The following is a 24,447-nucleotide window of genomic DNA, read 5'->3' as shown; positions in this document are numbered from 1 at the left end:
TGCACGCCATTTATTGTCTTTGGGCGATATCCTATGGTTAGATATTATCTTCATTATGGGATATAAGCATAAAAAGTTCATTAAAGAATATTCTCGAACAACTTCTAATAATAAACCACTCATCGTTTTAGATATTCCTGATAATTATGACTCTATGGATAATTATTACTATATGGATAAAGAGTGACAAAGTTGGCTCCAAGAGGCTATTGATGCGTATCTAGTGAAATTTAAGATTATTTCGCCTCTCATTAGCAACATTAAATCCGTATATTAATCAATTTCACTATTAGACAGTAACCATACTAGAGTTTTACTATGATTCAAGGTAATATATAGACCATTTTCTATTAATCCTATTTCCGTCTGTCATATTATGTTTATTATATATACAACAAATGACATCACTGTTAAGACAGCGCCTGCAAATAAGTGACAATTCTACTATGCATGATTATCAAATTTTTACTTCAGAATCTGTTAGCGAAGGTCATCCTGACAAAATGGCTGATCAAATCTCAGACGCTTTGCTGGATGCTATCATGAGGGAGGATTTGCACGCACGTGTGGCCTGTGAAACATTGGTTAAGACTGGGGCAGTCGTTTTAGCTGGAGAGATATCGACGACAGCTAATATCGATATTGAACGCATTGTACGTGATACTGTTAATGGTATCGGTTATCATCACTCTGACTTAGGTTTCGATGGCGATACTTGTGCAGTTATTAATATGATTGGTAAGCAGTCACCTGAAATTGCTCAAGGGGTAGACCGCTCAAACCCCGAAGATCAAGGTGCTGGAGATCAAGGCTTGATGTTTGGATATGCCAGTAATGAGACGGACGTACTAATGCCTGCGCCCATTCAGTTTGCTCATCGCTTAATGGAGCGTCAGTCAGAGCTACGCCGTTCAGGTGATCTACCATGGCTACGTCCTGATGCCAAGGCTCAAGTAACCTTAAAATACTCCAACGGTATTCCCTCTGCCATTGATGCGGTTGTTTTATCAACGCAACATGACCCAAGCATTATTCAATCAGAGCTTCAAGAAGCGGTTATGGAAGAGATTATTAAGCAGGTTTTACCCACTAACCTACTTCACAAACATACACGCTACCATATCAACCCAACTGGCAAGTTTGTTATTGGTGGCCCCGTAGGTGATGCCGGTCTAACCGGTCGAAAAATTATAGTTGACACCTATGGCGGTATGGCCCGTCACGGTGGCGGTGCTTTCAGTGGTAAAGACCCCTCAAAAGTAGACCGTAGTGCGGCTTATGCAGGTCGTTATGTCGCAAAAAACATTGTTGCCGCAGGTTTAGCTGACCGTTGTGAAGTGCAAATTAGCTATGCGATTGGGGTTGCTCAACCAACATCTATTGCTGTAAACACATTTGGTACTTCCAAGATAAGTCATGAAACCATCATTGAGCTTATCCGTACTCATTTTGACTTGCGCCCCTACGGTATAACTCATATGCTCAATCTTCTACAACCTATGTATCAGCAAACCGCTACATTCGGTCATTTTGGTCGCACGGGAAGTGAGACTGCATTTACATGGGAAAAAACAGATAAAGCAGACATCTTAAAAGCAGATGCCAATATTTAAGCTATCTCATAATTTTGGCTATTAGCAGTCTTACTTTTAAATGTGCAGCACACTTCGGTTGTTTTTATTAATAACTTAGACTAATGCGTAGGATACTTATGACAAACCAAAATTTAAATCATACTGAAGACAGTCTTCATATTGCTGATCAGTCCAATGATATTGAGATTCCAGCTGATATTGAATCATTTTACAAACGTGCTGATGCTATTATTGAATTAGCAAATAGCCAGCTTGGCAAAGAGGCACATTCTGGTCAAGTAGGCGCCTCACTATTATATGCGGCGGCACGTTACAGCTCATCAGTTGCTTCTATTGGTTTTGTGAAAGGAGAAGACCTTGCTAAAGAGAAAAATGAAATCTTAGAGTTTTATACCTCACAATACCGTCAAATGCTGAGTGACAATATTGATGATTACGTACAAAACTTTGATAAGTATGTACAATTGGATAAGTAGTATCTTTCTATGCTTAATTAGTGACAAACTAACAGCTACTTCATCATTACCTTATTGGCATTCAAATGTTGAACTTTAGACCTCATAACCCAAGTGCATTAGTATTAAAAAAGTCAAAACAACCCCTGACTTATACTACCTTACTCATAGCCATCTTCTTATCGGGATGTACTAATGGTGTGACCTCTAAACAGCACACACCTCCTGAGTCATATAAAGGCATTACTATAGAGAATCCATCTGATTTAGGCCCTTCGCAAAGAGCGTGTACCATGCATTATGATCCTGTATGTGCAACAATTAAAAATACTGATGGTACGGTATCGAGAATAACGGCTGGCAACGCTTGTTCAGCTTCAAATATTCCGGAACTAATAAGTTATGAGAAAGGCGAATGCCCTATTAATTAGACTGTTGCATTACGTTTAAAACACTATAATTAAGTTAGAAAAACCGCATATAGCTAAATCTATATGCGGTTTCTATTTGGACGTTAATTTAATTATAGACATAGCTAATGTAATAACAGTCCTACCAATTCAATAAAGACCTATCATGTATAAAGTGGCTAAATACACCGCGTTACCCGAATAAATTTACCAATAATTCTCAACAGCAATATTTCCTACCCCACGTCGATTCATGATCAATCCCATCTCTTTCAGAGTCTCTTTGGTATCTTCAACCATTTGAGGGTTTCCACATAGCATGACATGTGAAGAATTAGGATCCAACTGACGACCAACAAAACCTTCCAGCTCTCCAGTCTTTAATAACTCTGGCAATCTTTTATCTAATGCACTTTTAATGACCTCACGTGTGACGATGGGCACAAACGTGAAGCTGGCAGGATTATCTACAAGAGCAGCAAAGTCTTCAACTAATCTGTTAATCCTATCGACATAGGCAAGCTCACTTTGAGTACGCGCACTATATGCTAGAATGATGTGCGTATAATTTTCCCAAGTCTTTAAATCTTGCAACATAGATAAAAAGGGTGCTAGTCCAGTTCCAGTAGCTAATAGCCATAAGTCTTTAGGGGCAGGTTCCTGATAACGAGCTAATGTTAAAAAACCAAACGGTGTCGTGTTGAGTAATAACTCATCGCCCACTTGTAGGTGTTGCAATTGGGATGTAAATGCACCGTCAGGTATGACAATTGAAAAAAACTCCAGTACCTCATCATAGGGAGATGACACAATGGAGTATGCTCTAAAGATATCTTCATCTATGGCAGAATTATCATTATCAGAATTGAATTTACTATTGGCTTGATCGTCACTAACACCAGTACTACTTATATCAGTACTGTTCAAATCAGTATTGTTTAACCCATTTGTGACTTTATGGAAGTTAAGCCGACTTGGATTAACCCCCAAACGTACAAACTGTCCAGCAGTGAACTTAAAGCTTTTTGGACGGGTTACGGTAAAGCTAAACAGCGTAGGAGTCCAACTGGTTTTACTCAGTACCTTAACTCTAGCTATGTTATCTGAATTATCACTCATAAGTACCACTTAGACCTAACCACACAAATGTTCTTAAAAAAACCGCTAAATTTGATTGTATCTACCATTAAAGCTAACGGTGTTGGTTAAATCTTACAGACGCTACCAACATTAAAAACACTTTAAAAGATATTAAATATCAAATACTTACCAAATTATGGAATGATCGGACCATAGGATGAAGTCATTAGGTAATATACCAAAGTATATGACGGTAAGGGTTACCACAATTACCATTAACCCACCTACTTGAATACCCCAATGCCATCTAGCGTCAAACTCCATCGTTTTACTTGGTCGTTTGAATAAGGTAAGCATAACACGAAGGTAATAATATAATCCAATTGCACTGCCTAGTATAATCATGCCTGCTAAGAACCATTGCATTCCTTGAACCGCAGCAACAATTGCAAAAAACTTAGTTACGAATCCAGCCGTTAACGGAATTCCTGCCATAGATAACAACATAATAGTCATAACCCCTGTTAATACTGGGCGGCGCCAAAATAAGCCTTGATAATGATGTAGCTCTGATGCTTCACCTGACTGTTTGTAGGTGCTAGACATTAGGGTAATGACGCCAAATAGACCTAAGGATGTTAAGGCATAAATGACCATATACATGTTTGATATCGAATAGGCACCAGGACCAATACTCAGGATAACCACTAACACGTAACCCATATGCGCAATTGAGGAATAACCAAGCAGGCGCTTTAGGTTTGTCTGTTTGAGTGCCAATATATTACCCACTAATATGGATAGGGTGGCACTAACAGTCAACAGCATAATGACAGAAGGCATCGTTATTATTGTAGTGGTTAGGAAAAACCGAATGGCTAAGGCCATCATTGCAATTTTGCTTACTGACGCAAGAAAAGTTGCGACTGGTGCTGGAGCACCTTGGTAAACGTCAGGTGTCCATATATGAAAAGGGGCCACTGACAATTTAAAAGCAATAGCAAATACCATCAGCGCCGCACCCAAAATCATCAAAGGAGCATCGCTAACCATTGTTAGTGCAGTGGCTATTTCTTTAAAATTTAACGTACCAGTCGAAGCGTAAACAAACGCCATACCCATTAGCAGTGTTGCTGACGCTGTGGCTGAAAGTACCAAATACTTAAGACCGGACTCCAATGACCTGCTTCGCATAAATGTATATGCTAACATTCCATATAAAGGCACCGATAACAGCTCTAGACTGATAAAAAATGAGGCCAAGTTATGGGCGCAAACCATTAACAAAGCACCAATAGTTGAAAGTAACATCAATAAATAAAGTTCTTCTTTATAGTCTTTGAAGGTTCTAAAATATGGATACGCCAAGGTACAGCATGCCAAGGCAGAAATAAAAATAACGACCATATTAAATTGTGCGAAAGGGTCGACTGTATACATAGTATCCATTGAGCGACTATGGGGAACCAAAAACCAGCCCATTATCTGGCCAATTAATACTACCAAACCAACATTTAGTCCTAAGACACTTATCGTTCCAGTCACAAAATGTGAACGCCTTATAGTAATCCCTAACATGGCAATAAGTAAGGTAATTGAAACTATAAGAATGGGAGAAAATGGTAAAAGGGCCTGCCAAGCATTTGAAGTAAGATCAGTCATTAGCGAGCCTCCCCTATGCCATTCAATGAAGATAGGTTATCAAAGTTTAAAACTTCAGAGTAAGCATAAGCATTGTGAATCCACTGCATTGCATGGCTCGATGTGTCCAAAACAGGTTGAGGATACAAGCCGAGCCAAACCAAACCAACGGCCAATACTAGGAGTAACGCCAGTTCACGCTTATTCAAATCATATAGCACAATTGGTTTGTGTGGTTTTTCCACTATATCAGTTGGATTTTTAGCAAGTACTATTTGATCTAAGGCACTCTCACTTTCTGCTTCAATTGCTGCAGCGTAGGTCAGTGGTTGCTTTGAGGTAATGGTGGCAGCAGCCGTATGCTTAGCTTTGATTAATCTAGGATGATTTAGCTCGCCAAACAATGCCCGATAAATCAAGATAAGGGAGTATAAACCAGCCCATACTAAACTGAATGTAGCGACAATCACAAATATAGGATAATGTTCAAATGAACCTAATAATATAAGAATCTCACCAATAAAGTTTCCAGTGCCTGGAATACCGAGTAAGGCAGCACAGAAGAACATTAGTAAAGGTGCATAATAACGGAATTGACCCCACATGCCTCCCATTAGTGGCAACTCTCGAGTGTGCAAACGTTCATATAATTGACCTGCCATGATGAATAATGCAGCAGAAGACAGACCGTGCGCAATCATTTGTACCATTAAGCCCTGCAGGCTAATTAAAGTACCTGCATAAATAGCGAGTACCACAAACCCCATATGCGAAATACTTGTATAAGCGAGCAAACGTTTGACATCAGTTTGTACAAACGCCAACCAAGCACCGTAAAATATACCTATAGCACCTAATGTCATCGCGATTGGCGCAAATTGATGAGAAGCCTCTGGAAATAAAGGCAATACAAATCGAATTAAACCGTATGCTGCTGTCTTAATTAGAATACCAGCTAAATCAACAGAACCCGCTGTTGGTGCTTGTGCATGTGCATCTGGTAGCCAACCATGAAATGGTATAATCGGCAATTTAACCGCAAAGCCAATAAAGAAGCAGAGCATCACAGGATACTCCCATCCGCCTAGTCTAGTACCAAGTAAATCATTATAGTTAAAGCTCCAGATACCTGACTGAGTATAACTTATGATAACCAGCACCAATATGCCAATCAGCATGATTAGTCCAGACGCCTGCGTGTATATGAAGAATTTAGTTGCTGCATACTCTTTAGTCTTACCGGTTATCGAGTCATGACCCCAAATCGCAATTAAGAAATAAATGGGAACAAGCATCATCTCCCAAAAGAAGAAAAACAAGAACAAATCGATGGCTAAGAAGACACCAATAACACCGCCCAAGCTCCACAACAAATTGAGATGAAAAAAACCAACACGGCGCTGGATTTCGCCCCATGAACACCCCACAGCCATGATACCCAGAAAGGCTGTCAGTGCAACCATGAGTAAGGAAAGCCCATCCATTGCTAAATGAAATCGAATGCCAAAAGCATCTATCCACGGTAAATTAAATTCGGCGAACCAGGGCAATTTATCGGTTGGTGCTAAAACTTGTTCACTTAACCCAGCAAAGCCACCCTCTTTCCACAAGACAAGCGTCAATATAAAAGTAATTATCATGCCAATCAAAGCAATCCAACGTGGCAGACGATTGTTTACTTTTTCTATTAACCAACATAGCGTACCAGATATAAACGGTATCGCAATAAGTGCCGGCAACATCCAAGCTAATTGAGTTTCTGTCATTTTAAACCACCGTCATCATGACAAGTATCAGTAACACTGCCATCCCCAGTCCAAAGCTTGCGGCATACCCTCTAAGTGAACCTGTTTGTGTCATGGTCAATACTTTATTACCAACAGAAGCCATTGCTGGTAGAATATTCCATGATTTATCAACAGGATCAACTTTTAGTAATTTACCAATGAATAAAAACGGTTTTACAAAAATCAAGTCGTATAGTGCATCAAAGCCTAAGCCGTGATAACACCAATAATTAATGGCACTGCCTAGCCGTGATGATTTGAATTTGTTAATCAGTTTACTGCTATTTGCTACATACAATAGATAAGCAACAATAAAACCTATTCCCATAGAACCCATGGCAATATATTCTGCCGTATGCTTCGCATGAGCACTACCATTTAGCTCTAAAATATGACCCACACTGTCAGGCAGTACCCCTTGAAGAGGTGGAGAGATTAATGCGCCTACAGCTGTCGATAAGACAAGCAATACCATAAGCGGGATTTGATAAGATAGACCTGTTAATTTATGAGCAGGCGTTTTCTCTAGACCAAAAAAGGTAAACCAAATCATACGGAAGGTATACAGTGAAGTTAAAAATGCCCCAAATACGCCCATGTAAAATAAGGTTTGATGACCGGCTGCATAAGCCTCCCAAAGAATCGCTTCTTTAGAATAAAAGCCAACAGTTATCCACGGTATCGCTGCTAATGCCCCGCCACCAATAATGAAACACCAAAAAACAAGCGGGATTTTTTTGCGTAACCCGCCCATCTTAAAAATATTTTGTTCATGATGTACCGCAATAATTACCGCACCAGAAGACAGGAACAATAAAGCCTTGAAGAAGGCATGAGTCATGAGATGGAAGATAGCACCTTGCCACGCTCCCACCCCCAAGGCTAAAAACATATATCCAATTTGACTCATCGTAGAATACGCTAAAATGCGTTTAATATCCGTTTGAGCCAGCGCACATAAGCCGGCAACGACTAATGTAATACCACCCACGCCACCGACCCAATAAAGAAGTATTCCGGGCGTTAACATAAATAAAGGATGCATACGAGCAATTAAATACACACCGGCAGTTACCATAGTTGCTGCATGGATTAATGCTGAAACAGGAGTAGGCCCTGCCATTGCATCTGCAAGCCAAGTGTGCAAAGGTATTTGAGCTGATTTACCCATAGCCCCACCCACAAGCATCATGGTGGCTAATACTAAAGTTGAATTATTGGTCTCAAACAATGTTGGTGCAGTGGTAATAATATCTTGTATATTTAGCGTACCAAATTCACGGAATAGCAAAAATAGTCCAAAAGCCAAGAACACATCACCGATTCGTGTCACAGTAAATGCTTTTATCGCAGCACGTCCATTCGCCCTGTCTTGAAAATAAAACCCAATAAGTAGATATGAACAAATACCAACGCCTTCCCATCCTAAATATAGTAGCAATAAATTGTCTGCCAAAACCAGTAATAGCATGCTAGCGACAAATAAGTTCATATAACTGAAAAATCGAGCAAAACCAACATCACCCTTCATATACCATGAGGCAAAAAGGTGGATCAAAAAGCCGATACCGGTGATAACGCCTGTCATGGTTAGAGCCAAACCATCATAGCTTAGACCAAATGCAGGGGCAAAGTCGCCGACTTGTAGCCATGTCCATAATGGGATATAAATGATCGTGCTTGGATCATACTGAGATAAATAATTGATTGCCGCAAATAGCGCACATAGTGCGGATAAGCCCATGCTACCAACACCAAGCCACGTTGCTTGCTGCTCCGATAATTTGTCACGAAAAGCGGCCAAAATCAAAAAGCTAAATGCAGGAAAGATAAAAGCTAATGGTAATAGACTCATGACATTATCCTTTCATCTCGTTGGCCGAATCGATATCTAAATGACCACGGCGATGGTAGAACTGCAATAAAATTGCCAGTCCAATTGAGGCCTCAGCAGCAGCTAAGGTAAGTATAAATATAAACATCACTTGACCGTCAGCACTGAGCCAATGACTGCCTGCAACAATAAACGCAAGGCCAGCAGCAGACATCATTATCTCTAAACTCATTAACATAAACAAAAAATTACGACGTACCATAACGCCGCATAAACCAATGGCAAATATAATACCAGCCAATATGAGTCCGTGCTCCATTGGTATACTGCCTAAAGACCCATTGTCGATAGCGATCTCACTATGTGACCTATCAACCATCTCAACTTGGGCTATTGGCAAAATATTACTAGCCTGTTCAGTTACGGTAGACGACGCCACTTGTTGAACTGATATATCGTTGAGTTGACTATTACCCATGGATGCCGTTGTTGAATTTTGTGAGGCTGCATTTGTCATTCGCTGTCTCCCTCAATATTCTTGGCCTTATTATTCATGTGATACTTGGCCGCATCGATAGGCTCATATTGATAAGGCTTGGCATATTCAACCGCATCTGTGACATCATTGTTATCATAAGAGAGCAGCTCATTGTTAGTTTGGCCAATCAATTGGCTGCTGTGACTTTCATTTTCATCATCAAGCGCTTTTTTACCTAAATGATAGGCGGCAACTAAAGCTGCTAATAACAGCATTGCAGCAACTTCAATTAACAATAGGTACTCAGTAAAAAGTGTTATACCAACTTGTTTGGCTGACACAGTACCGCTACCAATCATCTTAGTAGCTTCTACACTATTGCCAACGCTACCTATATTACCTACTGAAATCATGTAATACATGACAACAGAAATAATAAAAGTAAGACCCGCTGGGACTGCCCAGACGCTAGAATCTAACCGGCGACTTTCTCGCGCATCGCTTTTAACACCCAAATTTAACATCATTATGACGAATACAAATAAAACGAGAATGGCACCTGCGTAGACAATAACCTGAAGAGCCCCAGCAAAGGGCGCACCAATGATGATAAAGATGCCTGCCAGTGCAAGCAGAGACACAATCATAGAGAGTATTGCATGAACAGGATTTGCCAACATAATCACACGGAGGCTAGCAATAACTGCCACAAGACCAAGTGCATAAAAACCAACTAATGCAGTGTTATTAAACCAACTCATGGCAATAGACTCCTTAAATCTATAGGTTCTGCTTCATTTTTAGCAGCACCTTTCGGTTTGTCTTCGATCGCCATGCCTGAAACACGGTAATAGTTATAATCAGGATATTTACCTGGGCCTGAAATCAGTAAGTGCTCTTTTTCATAGACTAAATTTTGACGAACATACTCGCCCAGTTCAAAGTCAGGGGTTAACTGAATGGCAGTCGTGGGACACGCCTCTTCACACATACCGCAAAAAATGCAGCGCGAAAAATTAATACGGAAAAACTCTGGATACCAACGTCCGTCTTCTCGCTCCGCTTTTTGCAAAGAGATACACCCAACTGGACAGGCTACCGCACATAAGTTACAGGCGACACAGCGCTCATCACCATCTGGATCGCGGGTTAATACAATGCGCCCTCTAAAGCGTGGCGGTACAGGAACAGGCTGTTCAGGATACAAAATGGTATCTCGAGGTCTAAACGCATGACTATTAACCATCCACATTGAACGCACAATAGTAAACATGCCCACAACTGTATTTTTTAAGGTTTTAAACATGTTGACTTCTCAAATTGCTTATTAGTCCTTTGCAGATTCAAAATGATTAGCAAGTTGACTAATAATTATAAGAATTAAAAGTATAAAACTGTTCGACTCAAATTTATTAACCATTCAATGGTTTAAGATATTCAACGAAAGTAATGTTTTCAACTCGTCGATATCAAGATAAATGCTGCCGTGATTAACAAGTTAATTAACGTCACGGGTAAACATACTTTCCATCCAAAGTTCATAACTTGGTCATATCGAGGACGCATCAACGAACCCCGAGCCAACACAAACAATGTCATAAAGAATAAGGTTTTAATCATAAACCAAAAGGCAGGAGGTAAAATAGTAAAGCCTAGATTCATTGGTGCATCCCAACCACCAAAGAATAGACAGGTCATCAATGCAGAAACCAACACCACATTGACATATTCGCCAATAAAAAACATACCAAACTTCATACCTGAATATTCAACATGATAGCCTTCGGCAAGCTCTTGCTCAGCTTCAGGTTGATCGAAGGGGTGTCTGTGGGTAACTGCCACACCTGCAACAATAAACGTTAAAAAACCTAGAAATTGGGGAAATATATTCCAGTTCCAAAACCCTCCGGTTTGTGCCGCTACGATATCACGTAAATTAAATGATCCAGTTAACGCCACCACACCCATTAGCGAGAGACCTAAAAACACCTCATAGCTTATGGTTTGTGCTGCACTACGTAACCCGCCTAATAGAGAGTATTTATTTTCTGACGCCCACCCACCAAACATGACCGCATACACCGCCATACCAGCCATAGCAAAGAAAAATAAGATGCCAATGTTCCAGTCGGCAACACCGAGCGTTGGTGATATAGGTATAATGACAAATGAGGCGAGTGCGGTAAACATTGCAATCGCTGGTGCTAAGATAAACATGAATTTGTCAGCAAATTTAGGTGTCCAATCTTCCTTGAAGAAGATTTTCAACATATCAGCAACCAGTTGCAAGGAGCCAAATGGTCCAACTCTATTTGGCCCATAACGGTCTTGCCAAAGTGCCAGCATGCGACGTTCATAGATAATCATAACTGCCGCAACACTGACAACGACTAAAAAGATGAACAGGGATTGTGCAACTAAAAAAAGTACAGTCCATGCTTCAAAAGACAGGCTTTGACTTAAAAATCCAGGCACATCAGGAACGATACGAGCAACTTGTGTAGCGGTTTGCATATTAGACTCCCTGATCAACTGGCTGAGCATTATGGGATGTATCATCTAAGTTATCTAAGTTATCATCTAGCTTATTAGTAACAGGATCAGTATGCGTAACAGTAGGTGGGTCTATTTTATGAATCGACGCTGGTAAATGGCCATGTATAATCGGTACTTGTCCCACAGGATAACCAATACAACCCTCGGCTAAATAAGGTATGATTTTTACGGGCAGCTCGATGCGCGAGCCATTTGTAGTTACTGCTAACCAATCATTATTGCTTAATAACCAATGCTCAGCATCTTCCTGTCCCACATAAAATGTAGCCACGGGTAACTGTCCTGCCACTACAGGACTACGACTGGCAATCGCTGAACTCGCAAACATATTGTAAACAGGCACCAGTTTAGCCTTGCCTTTGAATAGGCTTGTTTTTATTGAGGCAGTTAACATAGGACGTACATAGTCACGTTTTGTAAGTTTGGCATCTTGTTCAGCGATATCAAAGAGACGAACCCCTGGATCGCCTTGTTTAAGGCTACCGCCTACTTTGTCTTGATATTTATTCCAAGCTTGAGGGGAGTTCCAACCTGGCGCTTGGGCAAAAGGAATCATTGCGCTGTCGGTTTTATCGCCAGAATAACCTTCCATAGAAAATGTTAGCGCTGTATCCAAGTCTTTTGGCTGCATAGGCTCATGCACTGAAATGGGTGCTCGCATAGCCGTACGTCCGGAATAGCGTCTTGGTTCTCTCGCTACTTTTAATCCTGAAATTCGATAATCTGCACTTGGAGCGGCTTGTTTAATACCCATAAGATTGGGGTGTGTCTCAGTCAGCTCAGCTATCACATCATCAAGCTGGGTCCAATCAACTGGCATACCTTTAAGGGTAGTCTCAATAGCATGCAACCATCGCCAGCCTTCTTTGATGCAGTTCATCGGCTTATAATAATTTGGATCGTACACTTGGAAGAATCTCTGCGCCCGACCCTCGCTAGAAATGAGCGTACCATCAGCTTCAGCGAAACTTGCAGCTGGTAAAACTAAGTCAACAAATTGATGCCAATGCAGAGCCTGATGATCAAGCACAATAACTGTTTTATTCTTGAGTAATTCAGCTAGATTATCCACATCTATGACATCAGTTAACTGATTTTCTGCAACGATAATGACATCGAAATCTGTAGATAATACCTCTTCAATCGGAGCACCACCTAATAGGCAAACTCCCATACTATTTGCGTCGGCAACACTTAAGTATAGTCCGGCCTGATCACTGTAACGCTCATTAGGCGTTTGGAGTTCCAATTTTTGGGCCTGATCAGGCTGGCGTTCTAATTTATCTTTGCCAGTATTTTTATCCGTTTTCGCATCCAGCTCTTTGTCTTCTTCTGGTTGCTCTTCTGCACTTTGAGCACGGACTTTGGCGTTGTGTATCTCAATTTGTTCGATCTCATAGGCTTTGATGGCTGCGCGTTTATCTGTTAAGGCTTGAGCTACCTGTGCAGCAGCTTCAATAATGGCGACATTAAATAAACTCGTTCCTGATATGACTAATGGCTTATCCGCTGTCACTAAATCTAAAGCTATTTGCTTAGCCAAATCTTGTATTGGATCAGACTCATTTCCTGACTCTACTTTATATGGAGCATCAGCAACTTGAATAAGGTCTAGGTTATCATTTAAATTATCAGGCAGATGTTTAATTGTCTCAGCAACCGCAAAACCAAGGGCGATAATATCTTCAGGGGTTGCCACACAGCTTCCTTCACTAATGTCATCAAGCTTAGTCTGCACGACATCGGCAATATAAACAGGGCTAAGCTCCTTTTGTCCAATTCGTTTTACAGGCTCTGCTAACCACTGTTGGGTTTTTAATGCTTCTGCCATTTTTAGCGCTTTATTTTTAGCCGCTTGACGCACAGCTAATGCCACTCTGGGGCTAATTTGAGTGATATCTTCACCCAATATAAATACGGCATCATAACTTTCAATTTCAGCGAGACTAGGATTATGAATCCCTTGTGTGTTTAAAACTTCAATACACTTATCGACTAACTGTTGTTGATGACTGTTTAATCCAGTAGAAAAATTCTCATACCCTACAAGTTTTTTTAATGAATAATTGGTCTCTAAGCTTGCTCTTGATGAGCCAATACCGATAATTTTTTTGCCTTTAATACGCTTAACGGCTTCATCTAAAGCGTAATCTACATTTATCTTAACTCGCTTATTGTTAATATATTCAATAGGGTTTACTGGGCGATCTTCACGGTTGACATAACCATAGGAAAAACGACCTAAATCACATAAAAAATAACGATTTACCTCGCCGTTATAACGATTTTCGATGCGACGCAATTCGCCATATCGTTCACCTGCCGAGATATTGCAACCCACTGAGCAGCCATGACAAATGCTTGGGGCATATTGCATATCCCACTTACGATTGTATCTATCAGAGTGTGTTTTATCAGTAAATACACCTGTTGGGCATACTTCTGTCAAATTCCCAGAAAACTCACTTTCAAACTGGCCATCTTTGTCACGACCAAAATAAACGCGGTTGTTAGAACTATAAACGCCTAAATCCTCACCACCTGCATAATCTTTGTAGTAACGTACACAGCGATAACAAGCGATACAGCGATTCATCTCGTGGGCAATAAAAGGACCTAGCTCTTGATTGTGATGCGTACGTTTGGTAAATCGGTAACGACGCTTATGATGACCTGACATATAGGTCATATCTTGCAAATGACAATGTCCACCCTCTTCACAAGTAGGACAGTCATGCGGATGATTAGTCATTAAGAATTCGACAATAGATTGACGAAATGCCTTGGCCTCACTGTCATCTACAGAAATATACATATCATCTGTTGGTGCAACCATACAAGACATGACCAAACGCCCACGCCCAGATTTCGCATCTTCAGCATTTTGAAACTGCTTTACAGCACATTGGCGGCAAGAACCGACAGAACCCAATGCGGGGTGATAGCAGAAATAAGGCACATCGATACCTAATGACAGGCATGCCTCTAAAAGGTTGTCTGCTCCATTAACTTCGACCTGCTTACCGTCAATATGAATGACCGCCATGCCTATTTACACTCCTCTACTTCACGTCGCTAGGATTAGAAGGTGCATTATTTTTCGCATCCTCTGAACCTGACTTTGTGGCATCATTTAGATCTTTCTTAGTGATTGCACCTGCACTACTTGAAAGCTTGTTTTTAACCACATCTGACATCACTTTTTTTATTTCTGACTCTGCCCACTGTGAGGTTTCAATATCAGCTTCGGTGGGCACCTTGGTAATAATTTTATTATCAAATTCATGGCGAAAATACTTAAGCGCACTCATCAATGGTTCCATAGCACCTGGTGCATGCGCGCAGAAAGTCTTTCCTAACCATAAGTCACGAGTTAAGCCTTCAAGCTTTTCCACATCACCTTTTTGACCCTGACCATTTTCGATTGCTGAGATCAGTTTTACACCCCATGGTAAACCATCACGACATGGCGTACACCAGCCACAAGATTCTCGTTGGAAAAATATTTGTAGATTTCTTTGCAGTGACACCATGTCTTGAGACTCATCGACTACCATTATTAGCCCAGTTCCCATACGGCTACCCGCTTTTTGAATAGGATCGAAGTCCATTGGCGTATCTAAATGCTCAGGAGTCAGAAAATCAGTGGATGCACCTCCTGGCAGCCAAGCTTTTAGACGCTTACCCTCTTTCATACCCCCAGCAAAATCTTCAATGATTTCTCGTGCAGTATAGCCAAATGGTAATTCCCATAGACCGGGGTCATTGACCAACCCCGAGCAGCCAAATAGCTTGGTACCCGGTGTTTCACTGTTGCCCTTTTCATTTGGCAAAGACTGATACCAATCCACACCATTGACCATAATTGCAGGCATATTACTTAGGGTTTCTACGTTATTGACAACAGTGGGTCTACCCCAAGCACCCGATACTTGTGGAAAAGGCGGCTTAGTACGTGGGTTGGCTCGGCGGCCTTCAAGACAGTTAATCAGTGCCGTTTCTTCTCCACAAATATAGCGACCTGCACCTGTATGGACGTGTAGATTAAAACTAAAGTCACTACCTAAAATATCAGAGCCAAGTAAGTTGTTCGCAAGACACTCATCAATAGCCTTCATTAATCGTTCAGCGGCAATAATATATTCGCCGCGGATAAAAATGTAACCATCCGTTGCGCCGATAGCATGTGCGGTAATAAGCATACCTTCAATCAATTGAAAAGGGAGACGCTCCATTAATAGGCGATCTTTAAACGTGCCCGGCTCCATCTCATCGGCATTACAAATTAGGTATCTCGCTCCCCCATCTGGTGGGGTCATGAATGACCATTTTAAACCTGCGTTAAAACCTGCACCGCCTCGACCACGCACGTTAGCCGCTTTAATCATATTCCCCACATCTTTTGCAGGCTTATTTAAGGCGTTTTTTAGACCTTCAAATCCTTGCAACGATTGATAGGTTTCCAAATCTAAAATGGCATCGTGATGAGCCAATCGCCACGTTAAAGGCTTTGTGTCAATTGTAGCTTTCTCTTTGTCGCCATATATGGGAATACGTTGCTCATTAAGCTGGCTCGGGGCTTTACCCGATTTACGCTTAGCGAATTGCTCAGCAATGGTTAGCTTTCTATGACCTGTATCTGTCACAGATGCCTTACTCATAACATCAGAAATGGATGTCATATTAGGGGTCATGCTATCAGTACTCATAAGTAATACTCCAATAGCTCAGCAACATCATCAGGTTCAACAGGCCCAAAAGTATCTTCATCAATTAACACAGCAGGACCCTTATCACAATTCCCTAAACAGCAAATTGGCAATAGCGTAAATCGTCCATCTGGCGTAGTTTGACCAAACTCTATACCCAATTGTGACTTCAGCTCAACTGCGAGCGCCTCATAACCTGTTAGATAGCAAGCCACTGAGTCGCATACTAAAATGACATGACGCCCCACAGGAGAGCGATAAATGCGATTAAAGAAAGTGGCCACACCCTCAATATCAGTCACTGGCACATCTAATAGATTTGCAATTGCATTAACCTGAGCATCATTTACCCAGCCATTACGTTTTTGAACCAGTTTTAGAGCATCAAGTGATGCTGCACGGGCCTGAGGATAATGATGAATGTACTCATGTATTCCCTCAATCTCTTGTGCAGTTAAAATGCTTGCTACGTCAACTGTTGGTGCTTTATCGGTCACGATTTTCACAGTGCCAATCCTTTACTTAATAATTGCTTAATAATTGCTTAATAGTATCAGCGGACAATTTAATGCTTAGACGATATCAATTTTAGTGCTAAAAGCTTATCTATCCGTATCTGCCATCACAATATCAATGGACGCCAAATAAATAATTAAATCTGATACCAAGCTACCGTTAATAACTGATGGCATTTGTTGTAAATGGGCAAATGTAGGGGTGCGAATGCGAGTACGGTAACTCATGGTCGCGCGGTCAGAGGTTACATAATAGCTATTAATGCCTTTAGTAGCTTCAACCATCATAGAAGATTCACCAGCGGGCATAACAGGACCCCAAGATACTGAGATAAAATGATTAATTAATGTCTCAATATCGTTTAGAGTACGATCTTTTGGGGGTGGCACAGTTAAGGGATGATCCGCTTTATAAGGCCCTGACGGCATGTTCTCCATACATTGACGGATAATACGTAATGACTGACGGATTTCTTCAATCTTAACCAAGCATCTGTCATAAGCATCGCCATTATAAAAAACGGGAACTTCAAAATCATAATTCTCATAACCCATATAAGGGCGCGCTTTACGCAAATCAAAGTCAATGCCTGTTGCCCTGAGCCCTGCCCCTGTCACACCCCAAGCAAGCGCTTGTTTGGCATCGTATTGGGCTACATTCTGGGTACGCCCTTTGAGCACAGAATTTTTCATGGCTGCTTTAACATACTCATCTAAACGCTTGGGCATCCAGTCTAAAAACTCACGTACTAATCGATTCCAACCACGAGGCAGATCAGCAGCAGTACCCCCAATTCGGAACCAAGCTGGATGCATCCGATAGCCAGTAACGGCTTCAATGACATCATAAGCTTTTTGGCGGTCGGTAAACATATAAAAGACGGGCGTCATACCACCTGCATCTTGAATAAAAGTACCAAAATAGAGCAAATTGTTGGTAATACGAAAAAACTCACTCATCATTACCCGAATGGTCTGTGCTCGATCTGGCACGCTAATACCGGCCATTTGTTCAACAGCCATAACATAGGGCAACTCATTCATAACCCCACCAAGATAGTCGATGCGATCAGTGTATGGGATAAATGAATGCCATGTTTGGCGCTCCGCCATCTTTTCAGCGCCGCGGTGGTGATAGCCAATATCTGGAATGCAATCAATAATCTCTTCACCATCCAGCTGCAATACTAGGCGGAATGCACCATGAGCTGAAGGATGGTTTGGGCCTAAGTTTAAGAACATAAAGTCCTCATCTCGCCCTGAGCGTTTCATCCCCCACTCTTCTGGGACAAATCTTAGATTCTCTTGTTCGAATTGTTGCTTAGCAGCATTTAGAAAATAGGGTGTAAATTCGGTCGCACGTGCGTGATACTCTTTACGAAGTGGATGTCCTTCCCAATATTTTGGTAGTAGGATACGCGTTAAATGAGGATGATCATCGAATACGATACCAAACATATCCCATACTTCACGCTCGTACCAATTTGCATTGGGCCATATCTTAGTAGCCGTAGGAACTTTTAAGTCATCCTCAGATAAAGCAACTTTAACGCGAATATCACTATTACGTTCAAGTGAAATCAAATGATAAAACACAGTAAAGTCACTGTCAGGAAGGCCATCACGATGCTGACGTAAACGTTCATCTATCGCTGATAAATCCAAAAGCATCACATAAGGCTTTGGCAGCATACGTAAGAACAACAATACATCGAGTAAGTCTTCACGTGCCACCCAAATAGTCGGCATTGCTTCGACCGTATGTTGCTGCACAAATTTACCAGAAAACTTATGCCCAAGCTCGCGTATTACGGGTAACTGAGTCTGATTTATATTTTCTGATTTATTTTTATCTTCTACCGTTGCCATGGTTACCGCTTACCTCAGAGTTTTTAAAACTTTTAATGACATTACATAATGACACTGCAACTGTTAAGTTATTATTAATAATACACGGGTTATAGGTAACGCAAAACAGTCAAAATATCGATTTAAACTTATTACCTCACCTCTAATAATATTAAAACTAAAACCTGATCAATGAATACCATACCTATTAAATACTATCTGGGCTACGCAAGTTTTTCACTGCAATGCGATCCGCCTGCTTGCGATCACGTTCAGGCTGCATTTGTGGCTGATAAATACCTTTGTCGTTGACAAATGCACCTAATGGGCGGCGCTCCTTAGTGATGGAGTCTTGCAGTAACATTAGACCCTGTATAAGGGCTTCTGGACGCGGAGGACAACCGGGCACATATACATCAACTGGAATAATTTTGTCTACGCCTTGTACCACTGAGTAAATATCATACATACCACCCGAGTTGGCACAAGCACCCATGGAAATAACCCATTTCGGCTCAAGCATCTGTTCATATAAACGCTGAATAACGGGTGCCATTTTGACAAAACAGGTGCCAGCAACAATCATCACATCTGCTTGGCGGGGCGAAGCACGAATAACCTCTGCACCAAATCTCGATAAGTCATGAACAGCCGTCAAAGTAGTGGCATATTCTACATAACAGCAAGACGTACCAAAGTTAAACGGCCAAAGCGAGTGCTTACGACCCCAGTTCGCTGAAGCATGCACCATATCTTCAAGCTTACCCATAAATACATTACGATTGACCTCATCTTCAATGGGGTCACTGACAGTAGTACGGGTTTGCGCTGGAAACTTATCAGCATCGGGGTTGGCTCGGGTTAGTGTATATTTCATGATATAACCCTTAGGAAGATGATTTAGCAGAAGGTAAAGTGGTATGAGTCTGGTTAGCAAAATCTACTGAGGTAACAGTACCTGTGGTATTAATATGGTCAATATTAGCTAAATGGCGCTTATTTATCGCAATGTCATTCGATACATTAACTTGACCAGAAGATTGGGCAGGTACTTTACCTGTTGGATCAGTATGTAGCTCTTCTATACCATCAAACTTAGTAATATCAGCCAAGTTAAAACCTAAAGGAGGGGCTGTTAAACGCTCTTTTCTACGACGCTTATCAGCAGGCGCCCAATTTAAAGCTCCAATACCTAATGCGTAAATCAGACCAATTAATAGCTCAACGACAAAGACAACCACAGTAGCATAGCCAACCCAGCCAACCTCTCTGACAGATACAGAATAGGCAAATAGGTACAGGGCTTCTAAATCAAAGATAACGAAAAAAATGGCCACCAGATAAAATTTAGCAGACATACGAATTCGGGCATTGCCAGCTCCGACAACACCCGACTCAAAGACTTCTTCTTTTTCTGCACCTTGTGACCGACCACCCAATAATCGTGGTACAACGAGCATAAATAACACCAAACCAATGGCAGCTAGGATAAAAGCTAATGCTGACCAGTTAAAGGCGGACGTCATTGATGAATCTCCTCACTCGCTAATATCAACTTATGTATGAGCCACAGCGAAAGCAGGTCACTCATTTAATGCTAAGAAAATATATTGGCTGGCGAAATTGAAAAAGCTACTATACTTATTTTTTAAACTAAAATCTAAATTAAAACTGAACTTAAAGTTCATTATTTATAAGGACAAATAACACAACAACTCTCGAGGTTAACGATATTATGTTTCTTAGCAGTTGAGTTAGCACTAGGATAAACTGAGAAACTTTAACATACTGATACATTTGGAATCGGTATTATATCATTTATTTAACAGTAACTCTATGTTCGTGGTAACGTAACCCCTTTTTGACCCTGATACTTACCACCTCGATCTTTATAGCTTGTTTCACATATATCATCAGCGTCTGATTGGAAAAAAAGCATTTGTGCAACGCCTTCTCCTGCATAAATACGCGCCGGCAGAGTTGTTGTGTTACTAAACTCTAACGTGACGTGACCCTCCCATTCAGGCTCAAGCGGCGTTACATTAACAATGATTCCGCAGCGAGCGTATGTTGACTTACCGAGGCAGATGGTTAACACATCTCTTGGAATTTTAAAATATTCAACTGTACGGGCAAGAGCAAAAGAGTTCGGTGGAATAATACACTCATCTCCCACAATATCGATAAAGCTATTTTCATCAAAGTTTTTGGGATCAACAATCGCTGAATGCACATTGGTAAATACTTTGAATTCACGCGCACATCGTACGTCATAGCCATAGCTTGATGTACCATAACTGACCAGCTTTTCGCCGGCCTCATTAAAACGCACTTGACCTGACTCAAATGGCTGGATCATGCCATGTTCTTCGGCCATTTTACGAATCCAACGGTCAGACTTTATCGACATACGAAACCCTTAATATTTAAAGATATTATTTTTTACTCGAACGTTACTTAACTAACATAACCAAGTTAAAACACACTAAGTTATGATAAACCAAGCTAAATCAGACTGAGTTAAATAAGACTAAGTCGAGTAAAACAAGTAGCGGTGATTATAAGTAATTCCATTTGAAATTTACAGGGTTATCTACTTATATTGTTTTATCATATTTCTCAAGCGCTTCTGTAGGGCTTCTTGGGTATCATTTAGACAGTGATTATGTATTAGTAATAGCATTTAGAATAATAGAACTCAGTTAAAAAATACGTCCGTCATCCCGTTTTTTGGCAAACTTTGCAATATTGGTTTCAATTCTTTTTGCAATTTCAATATAGAAGCTTGCATAGTCATCGCCTGCCCCATTATTGGCAATGACACTCGGCTCACCTTTATCAGCTTGAGCACGTATACCACTTACTAGTGGCAACTGACCTAATAAAGGTACCTGATATTCTTCGGCTATCATCTCGCCGCCACCTTCACCAAAAATAGCATCCGTATACCCACAGTTAGAACAGGTATGTAATGCCATGTTTTCAACCACACCAATAACAGGGATACTGGTTTTATGAAACATCTCAATACCTTTTTGCGCATCCATCAAGGCTATATGCTGTGGCGTAGTCACAATTATCGCACCCGTTACAGGTATACGCTGGGCTAGCGTCAATTGAATATCACCCGTGCCCGGTGGCATATCAATGACTAAATAGTCCAGCATTGGCCAATTGGTCTGATTAAACAACTGCATTAGCGCACCAGTTGCCTTAGGCCCGCGCCATGCCACTGGCGTATTATCATCCTCCAATAAACTACCGATAGACAGCATTGCTAAACCGTGTGCGTCAACGGGCACAAACTGTTCATTTTCAAGCTGCGGTTTTACGCCTTCAACGCCAAGCATACTGGGCATAGAGGGGCCATAAATATCAGCATCTAATACGCCAACTCGATTACCCAGTTTTTGCAGGGCTAAAGCAATATTAACCGTCGTGGTTGATTTGCCCACCCCGCCTTTACCTGAAGCAACCACAATAATATGTTTTATACGAGGATGCGGCTGTAAGCTTTCTTGTGTAGGGGCACGTTTGGTAATGGGCGGTTCATTAGACTCACCTGCCTTACTCGCTGTTACCTCAATCGTTTTTGGCAGTGCTTTGCCACTGCCTTTACTAGAAGAGACAAATGAAGTGGACAATGCATTACTTGAGTGAACATTTTTATGGGAAGATTGAGGTGGTAAACTGACATTAAGATTCACTTCATTTATACCAAATGTCTGTAATTCCAAACCAAGTAAGCGTTGCAACTCTTCTGGATTAACCTCCGCTGGCAATCGCAAATCAACCGTAACTGAATTGGCTTGGTGGCTAAATTTTGTCAGCTCAATGTTTTGATTACTGCTCTTAAATGGACTACCAGAGTTATAGCTACTTAAGACCTTTTCAACAGCAGATTGCAACTCATCAGTTGGCTGAGAGTCCCTATGCAGGCTGTTATTTTTATTTTTGGACTTTGTTATAAAGTTAAACATTGATGCCCCTTGACATGACGTTTGTAAACTGGCAATTAGATGCACCTAACAGCCAGTATAACCAACAAGACATAATAAAAAAAACCACTTTAATATCATTGAGTTATTATAAAGCCTAAACCGTGCGCTCAAAACAACGCAATTCATTTGAAATCTTAGACTCTGTATTAACAACCTTTAATTAGTAATAGAGGCACTAAGGCTATCCCATTCCATCACGATGTTATGATAATGTGTGGTCATGGTATTGTCAGGCTGAAGCGTTATACCGTTTATGGCTTGGTTCTCAACCAGTAAGTGAATCCTTTGCCTTAGAACAAATGCAAAATCCCAATTCTGAACATAGCAAAATAGGTCGAGAATTGTGCCGTATCATTGAACAAAGCACAGGTGTACCCACTTATTATTTTTTGATGAATTACCGTAATTGGACACAGGCAGAAGATATGGCACAAAAATGTCCGCTCACAGGGCAGGATTGGCTATTGCCTACCAATACCTATCGCTATATCGATTTTAAAAGCGATGATAGTCGCTTGGTAAGTGAGTTGAGCCAAAATTAGTCGGATGAAAGCGAGGACTAACCGTATAATAAATACTTTGTGGTAAGCTTATAAAACCTATCAAGCATAGAGATAAAAATAATACCCCAATCATCCTTAACCAACCGTGAACCGCCTCGAAATTGTCGAGAGTGTTTTACTGGAGTCAAGCACAGGACAAGTTTATTTTAAGCATACTTGTCGGCTCATTTAGCAATCATAACATTGAATTAGCTATAGCTATTTATACATAGTAGCTCATACATATATATAGTAGCTATTTTGCATTACAGGAACCATCGCCTAGCTACCAAAAACACTCAAGTTTTGATCTTTACACTCAAAGATAACGGGGTAGAACTATTGGATAATAGGCACTGGTGTATGTTTTTGTAGCTCTTCAAAGCTCACGCCGTCTGCAAGCTCTACTAGTTTAAGCCCCAGCCTTCCATCACCCGTGTCTGCGACATCCAATACAGCCATCTCAGTAATGATACGATCGACGACTTGCTTACCTGTCAGAGGCAACTGACATTCAGCCAATATTTTTGGTTCGCCATGCTTGTTAATTTGCTCCATCAACACAATGACACGCTGGACACCCGCTACCAAATCCATTGCACCGCCCATGCCTTTGACCATCTTGCCGGGTATCATCCAGTTGGCTAAATCTCCCGTTTCAGAGACTTCCATTGCTCCAAGAATAGCCAAATTGACATGACCACCGCGGATCATGGCAAAGGAATCAGAACTCCCAAAAAAACTTGCGCCCGGCTTAGCGGTTACGGTTTGCTTACCCGCATTGATTAAGTCAGGGTCAACCTTGTCTTCGGTAGGAAACTCACCAATGCCTAGCAATCCATTTTCCGACTGTAACCAAACATTCATCCCCTCTGGGATATAGTTGGCAACCAATGTGGGAAGTCCGATACCTAGATTGACATAATATCCATCTTGTAATTCTTGTGCCGCCCGTTGGGCCATTTGCTCTCTTGTCCATGCCATGATGTTACTCCT

The 24,447-nt window shown here is 41.1% G+C and carries 21 protein-coding genes; 4 read left to right on the top strand and 17 right to left on the bottom strand.

What is annotated here, in order from left to right; all coding sequences use genetic code 11:
- The first annotated feature begins 446 nt into the window (after positions 1-446).
- The 3 genes from metK to AC2SLL_RS01280 all read left to right on the top strand — a co-directional run bounded on the left by metK (position 447) and on the right by AC2SLL_RS01280 (position 2,481).
- Positions 447-1,613 carry a methionine adenosyltransferase gene (gene metK, locus AC2SLL_RS01290; RefSeq protein WP_486529856.1) on the top strand — a complete coding sequence of 389 codons (1,167 nt, stop codon included), beginning with the start codon at positions 447-449 and terminating at the stop codon, positions 1,611-1,613.
- A 98-nt stretch (positions 1,614-1,711) separates the two neighbouring features.
- Positions 1,712-2,071 (top strand): DUF3144 domain-containing protein, encoded by a 360-nt coding sequence (locus AC2SLL_RS01285; protein ID WP_486529855.1) that lies wholly within the window; start codon positions 1,712-1,714, stop codon positions 2,069-2,071.
- A gap of 65 nt (positions 2,072-2,136) precedes the next feature.
- A complete protein-coding gene (locus AC2SLL_RS01280) occupies positions 2,137-2,481 on the top strand; it encodes a hypothetical protein (RefSeq protein ID WP_486529854.1) in 345 nt (114 codons plus the stop codon).
- A 186-nt stretch (positions 2,482-2,667) separates the two neighbouring features.
- Here the strand turns inward: AC2SLL_RS01280 and AC2SLL_RS01275 are convergent, their stop codons facing one another.
- From AC2SLL_RS01275 to apbC, 16 genes are all read right to left on the bottom strand, one after another.
- A complete protein-coding gene (locus AC2SLL_RS01275) occupies positions 2,668-3,579 on the bottom strand; it encodes a ferredoxin--NADP reductase (RefSeq protein ID WP_486529853.1) in 912 nt (303 codons plus the stop codon).
- A 147-nt stretch (positions 3,580-3,726) separates the two neighbouring features.
- Positions 3,727-5,202 (bottom strand): NADH-quinone oxidoreductase subunit N, encoded by a 1,476-nt coding sequence (locus AC2SLL_RS01270; protein ID WP_486529852.1) that lies wholly within the window; start codon positions 5,200-5,202, stop codon positions 3,727-3,729.
- Positions 5,202-6,947 (bottom strand): NADH-quinone oxidoreductase subunit M, encoded by a 1,746-nt coding sequence (gene nuoM / locus AC2SLL_RS01265; protein WP_486529851.1) that lies wholly within the window; start codon positions 6,945-6,947, stop codon positions 5,202-5,204. The genes AC2SLL_RS01270 and nuoM overlap by 1 nt, the downstream gene beginning before the upstream one ends.
- Position 6,948: 1 nt before the next feature.
- On the bottom strand, positions 6,949-8,823 hold the full coding sequence (gene nuoL, locus AC2SLL_RS01260) for an NADH-quinone oxidoreductase subunit L (protein ID WP_486529850.1): 1,875 nt from the start codon (positions 8,821-8,823) through the stop codon (positions 6,949-6,951).
- A gap of 4 nt (positions 8,824-8,827) precedes the next feature.
- Entirely contained in the window at positions 8,828-9,181 is a 354-nt protein-coding gene (gene nuoK, locus AC2SLL_RS01255; protein WP_486529913.1) for an NADH-quinone oxidoreductase subunit NuoK, read from the bottom strand.
- Positions 9,182-9,315: 134 nt separating this feature from the next.
- Positions 9,316-10,041 carry an NADH-quinone oxidoreductase subunit J gene (nuoJ, locus tag AC2SLL_RS01250; protein WP_486529849.1) on the bottom strand — a complete coding sequence of 242 codons (726 nt, stop codon included), beginning with the start codon at positions 10,039-10,041 and terminating at the stop codon, positions 9,316-9,318.
- The gene (nuoI, locus tag AC2SLL_RS01245) at positions 10,038-10,586 is read right to left on the bottom strand and encodes an NADH-quinone oxidoreductase subunit NuoI (RefSeq protein WP_486529848.1); all 549 of its coding nucleotides are present in this window, start codon (positions 10,584-10,586) and stop codon (positions 10,038-10,040) included. The genes nuoJ and nuoI overlap by 4 nt, the downstream gene beginning before the upstream one ends.
- 149 nt (positions 10,587-10,735) lie before the next feature.
- The gene (nuoH, locus tag AC2SLL_RS01240; protein ID WP_486529847.1) at positions 10,736-11,794 is read right to left on the bottom strand and encodes an NADH-quinone oxidoreductase subunit NuoH; all 1,059 of its coding nucleotides are present in this window, start codon (positions 11,792-11,794) and stop codon (positions 10,736-10,738) included.
- Between the two features lies 1 nt (position 11,795).
- The gene (nuoG, locus tag AC2SLL_RS01235; protein WP_486529846.1) at positions 11,796-14,882 is read right to left on the bottom strand and encodes an NADH-quinone oxidoreductase subunit NuoG; all 3,087 of its coding nucleotides are present in this window, start codon (positions 14,880-14,882) and stop codon (positions 11,796-11,798) included.
- Between the two features lie 16 nt (positions 14,883-14,898).
- Complete coding sequence (gene nuoF, locus AC2SLL_RS01230; RefSeq protein ID WP_486529912.1) at positions 14,899-16,497, bottom strand: NADH-quinone oxidoreductase subunit NuoF; 1,599 nt, start codon at positions 16,495-16,497, stop codon at positions 14,899-14,901.
- Positions 16,498-16,541: 44 nt separating this feature from the next.
- Positions 16,542-17,051, bottom strand: coding sequence for an NADH-quinone oxidoreductase subunit NuoE (gene nuoE, locus AC2SLL_RS01225; protein ID WP_486529845.1), 510 nt, complete (start codon positions 17,049-17,051; stop codon positions 16,542-16,544).
- Positions 17,052-17,147: 96 nt separating this feature from the next.
- Complete coding sequence (gene nuoC / locus AC2SLL_RS01220; protein WP_486529844.1) at positions 17,148-18,929, bottom strand: NADH-quinone oxidoreductase subunit C/D; 1,782 nt, start codon at positions 18,927-18,929, stop codon at positions 17,148-17,150.
- A gap of 187 nt (positions 18,930-19,116) precedes the next feature.
- Positions 19,117-19,785 carry a NuoB/complex I 20 kDa subunit family protein gene (locus AC2SLL_RS01215; protein WP_486529843.1) on the bottom strand — a complete coding sequence of 223 codons (669 nt, stop codon included), beginning with the start codon at positions 19,783-19,785 and terminating at the stop codon, positions 19,117-19,119.
- Between the two features lie 10 nt (positions 19,786-19,795).
- Entirely contained in the window at positions 19,796-20,434 is a 639-nt protein-coding gene (ndhC, locus tag AC2SLL_RS01210) for an NADH-quinone oxidoreductase subunit A (RefSeq protein WP_486529842.1), read from the bottom strand.
- Positions 20,435-20,742: 308 nt separating this feature from the next.
- A complete protein-coding gene (dcd, locus tag AC2SLL_RS01205; protein ID WP_486529841.1) occupies positions 20,743-21,318 on the bottom strand; it encodes a dCTP deaminase in 576 nt (191 codons plus the stop codon).
- 292 nt (positions 21,319-21,610) lie between these two features.
- Positions 21,611-22,888, bottom strand: coding sequence for an iron-sulfur cluster carrier protein ApbC (gene apbC, locus AC2SLL_RS01200; protein ID WP_486529840.1), 1,278 nt, complete (start codon positions 22,886-22,888; stop codon positions 21,611-21,613).
- 233 nt (positions 22,889-23,121) lie between these two features.
- On the opposite strand from apbC, the gene AC2SLL_RS01195 reads away from it, so the two are divergent.
- On the top strand, positions 23,122-23,451 hold the full coding sequence (locus AC2SLL_RS01195; RefSeq protein WP_486529839.1) for a DUF2310 family Zn-ribbon-containing protein: 330 nt from the start codon (positions 23,122-23,124) through the stop codon (positions 23,449-23,451).
- 339 nt (positions 23,452-23,790) lie between these two features.
- On the opposite strand, the gene AC2SLL_RS01190 is transcribed toward AC2SLL_RS01195, so the two are convergent.
- Positions 23,791-24,435 (bottom strand): CoA transferase subunit B, encoded by a 645-nt coding sequence (locus AC2SLL_RS01190; protein WP_486529838.1) that lies wholly within the window; start codon positions 24,433-24,435, stop codon positions 23,791-23,793.
- Positions 24,436-24,447: the final 12 nt, after the last annotated feature.

This window comes from Psychrobacter sp. CX97 (genome assembly GCF_057396285.1).
This window is presented reverse-complemented; position numbering and strand designations above follow the sequence as displayed.

Bases quoted from the DNA above. Each gene is read 5' to 3' on its own strand.
- metK (WP_486529856.1), top strand. From the start codon at position 447: ATGCATGATTATCAAATTTTTACTTCAGAATCTGTTAGCGAAGGTCAT.
- AC2SLL_RS01285 (WP_486529855.1), top strand. From the start codon at position 1,712: ATGACAAACCAAAATTTAAATCATACTGAAGACAGTCTTCATATTGCT.
- AC2SLL_RS01280 (WP_486529854.1), top strand. From the start codon at position 2,137: ATGTTGAACTTTAGACCTCATAACCCAAGTGCATTAGTATTAAAAAAG.
- AC2SLL_RS01275 (WP_486529853.1), bottom strand. From the start codon at position 3,579: ATGAGTGATAATTCAGATAACATAGCTAGAGTTAAGGTACTGAGTAAA.
- AC2SLL_RS01270 (WP_486529852.1), bottom strand. From the start codon at position 5,202: ATGACTGATCTTACTTCAAATGCTTGGCAGGCCCTTTTACCATTTTCT.
- nuoM (WP_486529851.1), bottom strand. From the start codon at position 6,947: ATGACAGAAACTCAATTAGCTTGGATGTTGCCGGCACTTATTGCGATA.
- nuoL (WP_486529850.1), bottom strand. From the start codon at position 8,823: ATGAGTCTATTACCATTAGCTTTTATCTTTCCTGCATTTAGCTTTTTG.
- nuoK (WP_486529913.1), bottom strand. From the start codon at position 9,181: ATGGTTGATAGGTCACATAGTGAGATCGCTATCGACAATGGGTCTTTA.
- nuoJ (WP_486529849.1), bottom strand. From the start codon at position 10,041: ATGAGTTGGTTTAATAACACTGCATTAGTTGGTTTTTATGCACTTGGT.
- nuoI (WP_486529848.1), bottom strand. From the start codon at position 10,586: ATGTTTAAAACCTTAAAAAATACAGTTGTGGGCATGTTTACTATTGTG.
- nuoH (WP_486529847.1), bottom strand. From the start codon at position 11,794: ATGCAAACCGCTACACAAGTTGCTCGTATCGTTCCTGATGTGCCTGGA.
- nuoG (WP_486529846.1), bottom strand. From the start codon at position 14,882: ATGGCGGTCATTCATATTGACGGTAAGCAGGTCGAAGTTAATGGAGCA.
- nuoF (WP_486529912.1), bottom strand. From the start codon at position 16,497: ATGAGTAAGGCATCTGTGACAGATACAGGTCATAGAAAGCTAACCATT.
- nuoC (WP_486529844.1), bottom strand. From the start codon at position 18,929: ATGGCAACGGTAGAAGATAAAAATAAATCAGAAAATATAAATCAGACT.
- AC2SLL_RS01215 (WP_486529843.1), bottom strand. From the start codon at position 19,785: ATGAAATATACACTAACCCGAGCCAACCCCGATGCTGATAAGTTTCCA.
- ndhC (WP_486529842.1), bottom strand. From the start codon at position 20,434: ATGACGTCCGCCTTTAACTGGTCAGCATTAGCTTTTATCCTAGCTGCC.
- dcd (WP_486529841.1), bottom strand. From the start codon at position 21,318: ATGTCGATAAAGTCTGACCGTTGGATTCGTAAAATGGCCGAAGAACAT.
- apbC (WP_486529840.1), bottom strand. From the start codon at position 22,888: ATGTTTAACTTTATAACAAAGTCCAAAAATAAAAATAACAGCCTGCAT.
- AC2SLL_RS01190 (WP_486529838.1), bottom strand. From the start codon at position 24,435: ATGGCATGGACAAGAGAGCAAATGGCCCAACGGGCGGCACAAGAATTA.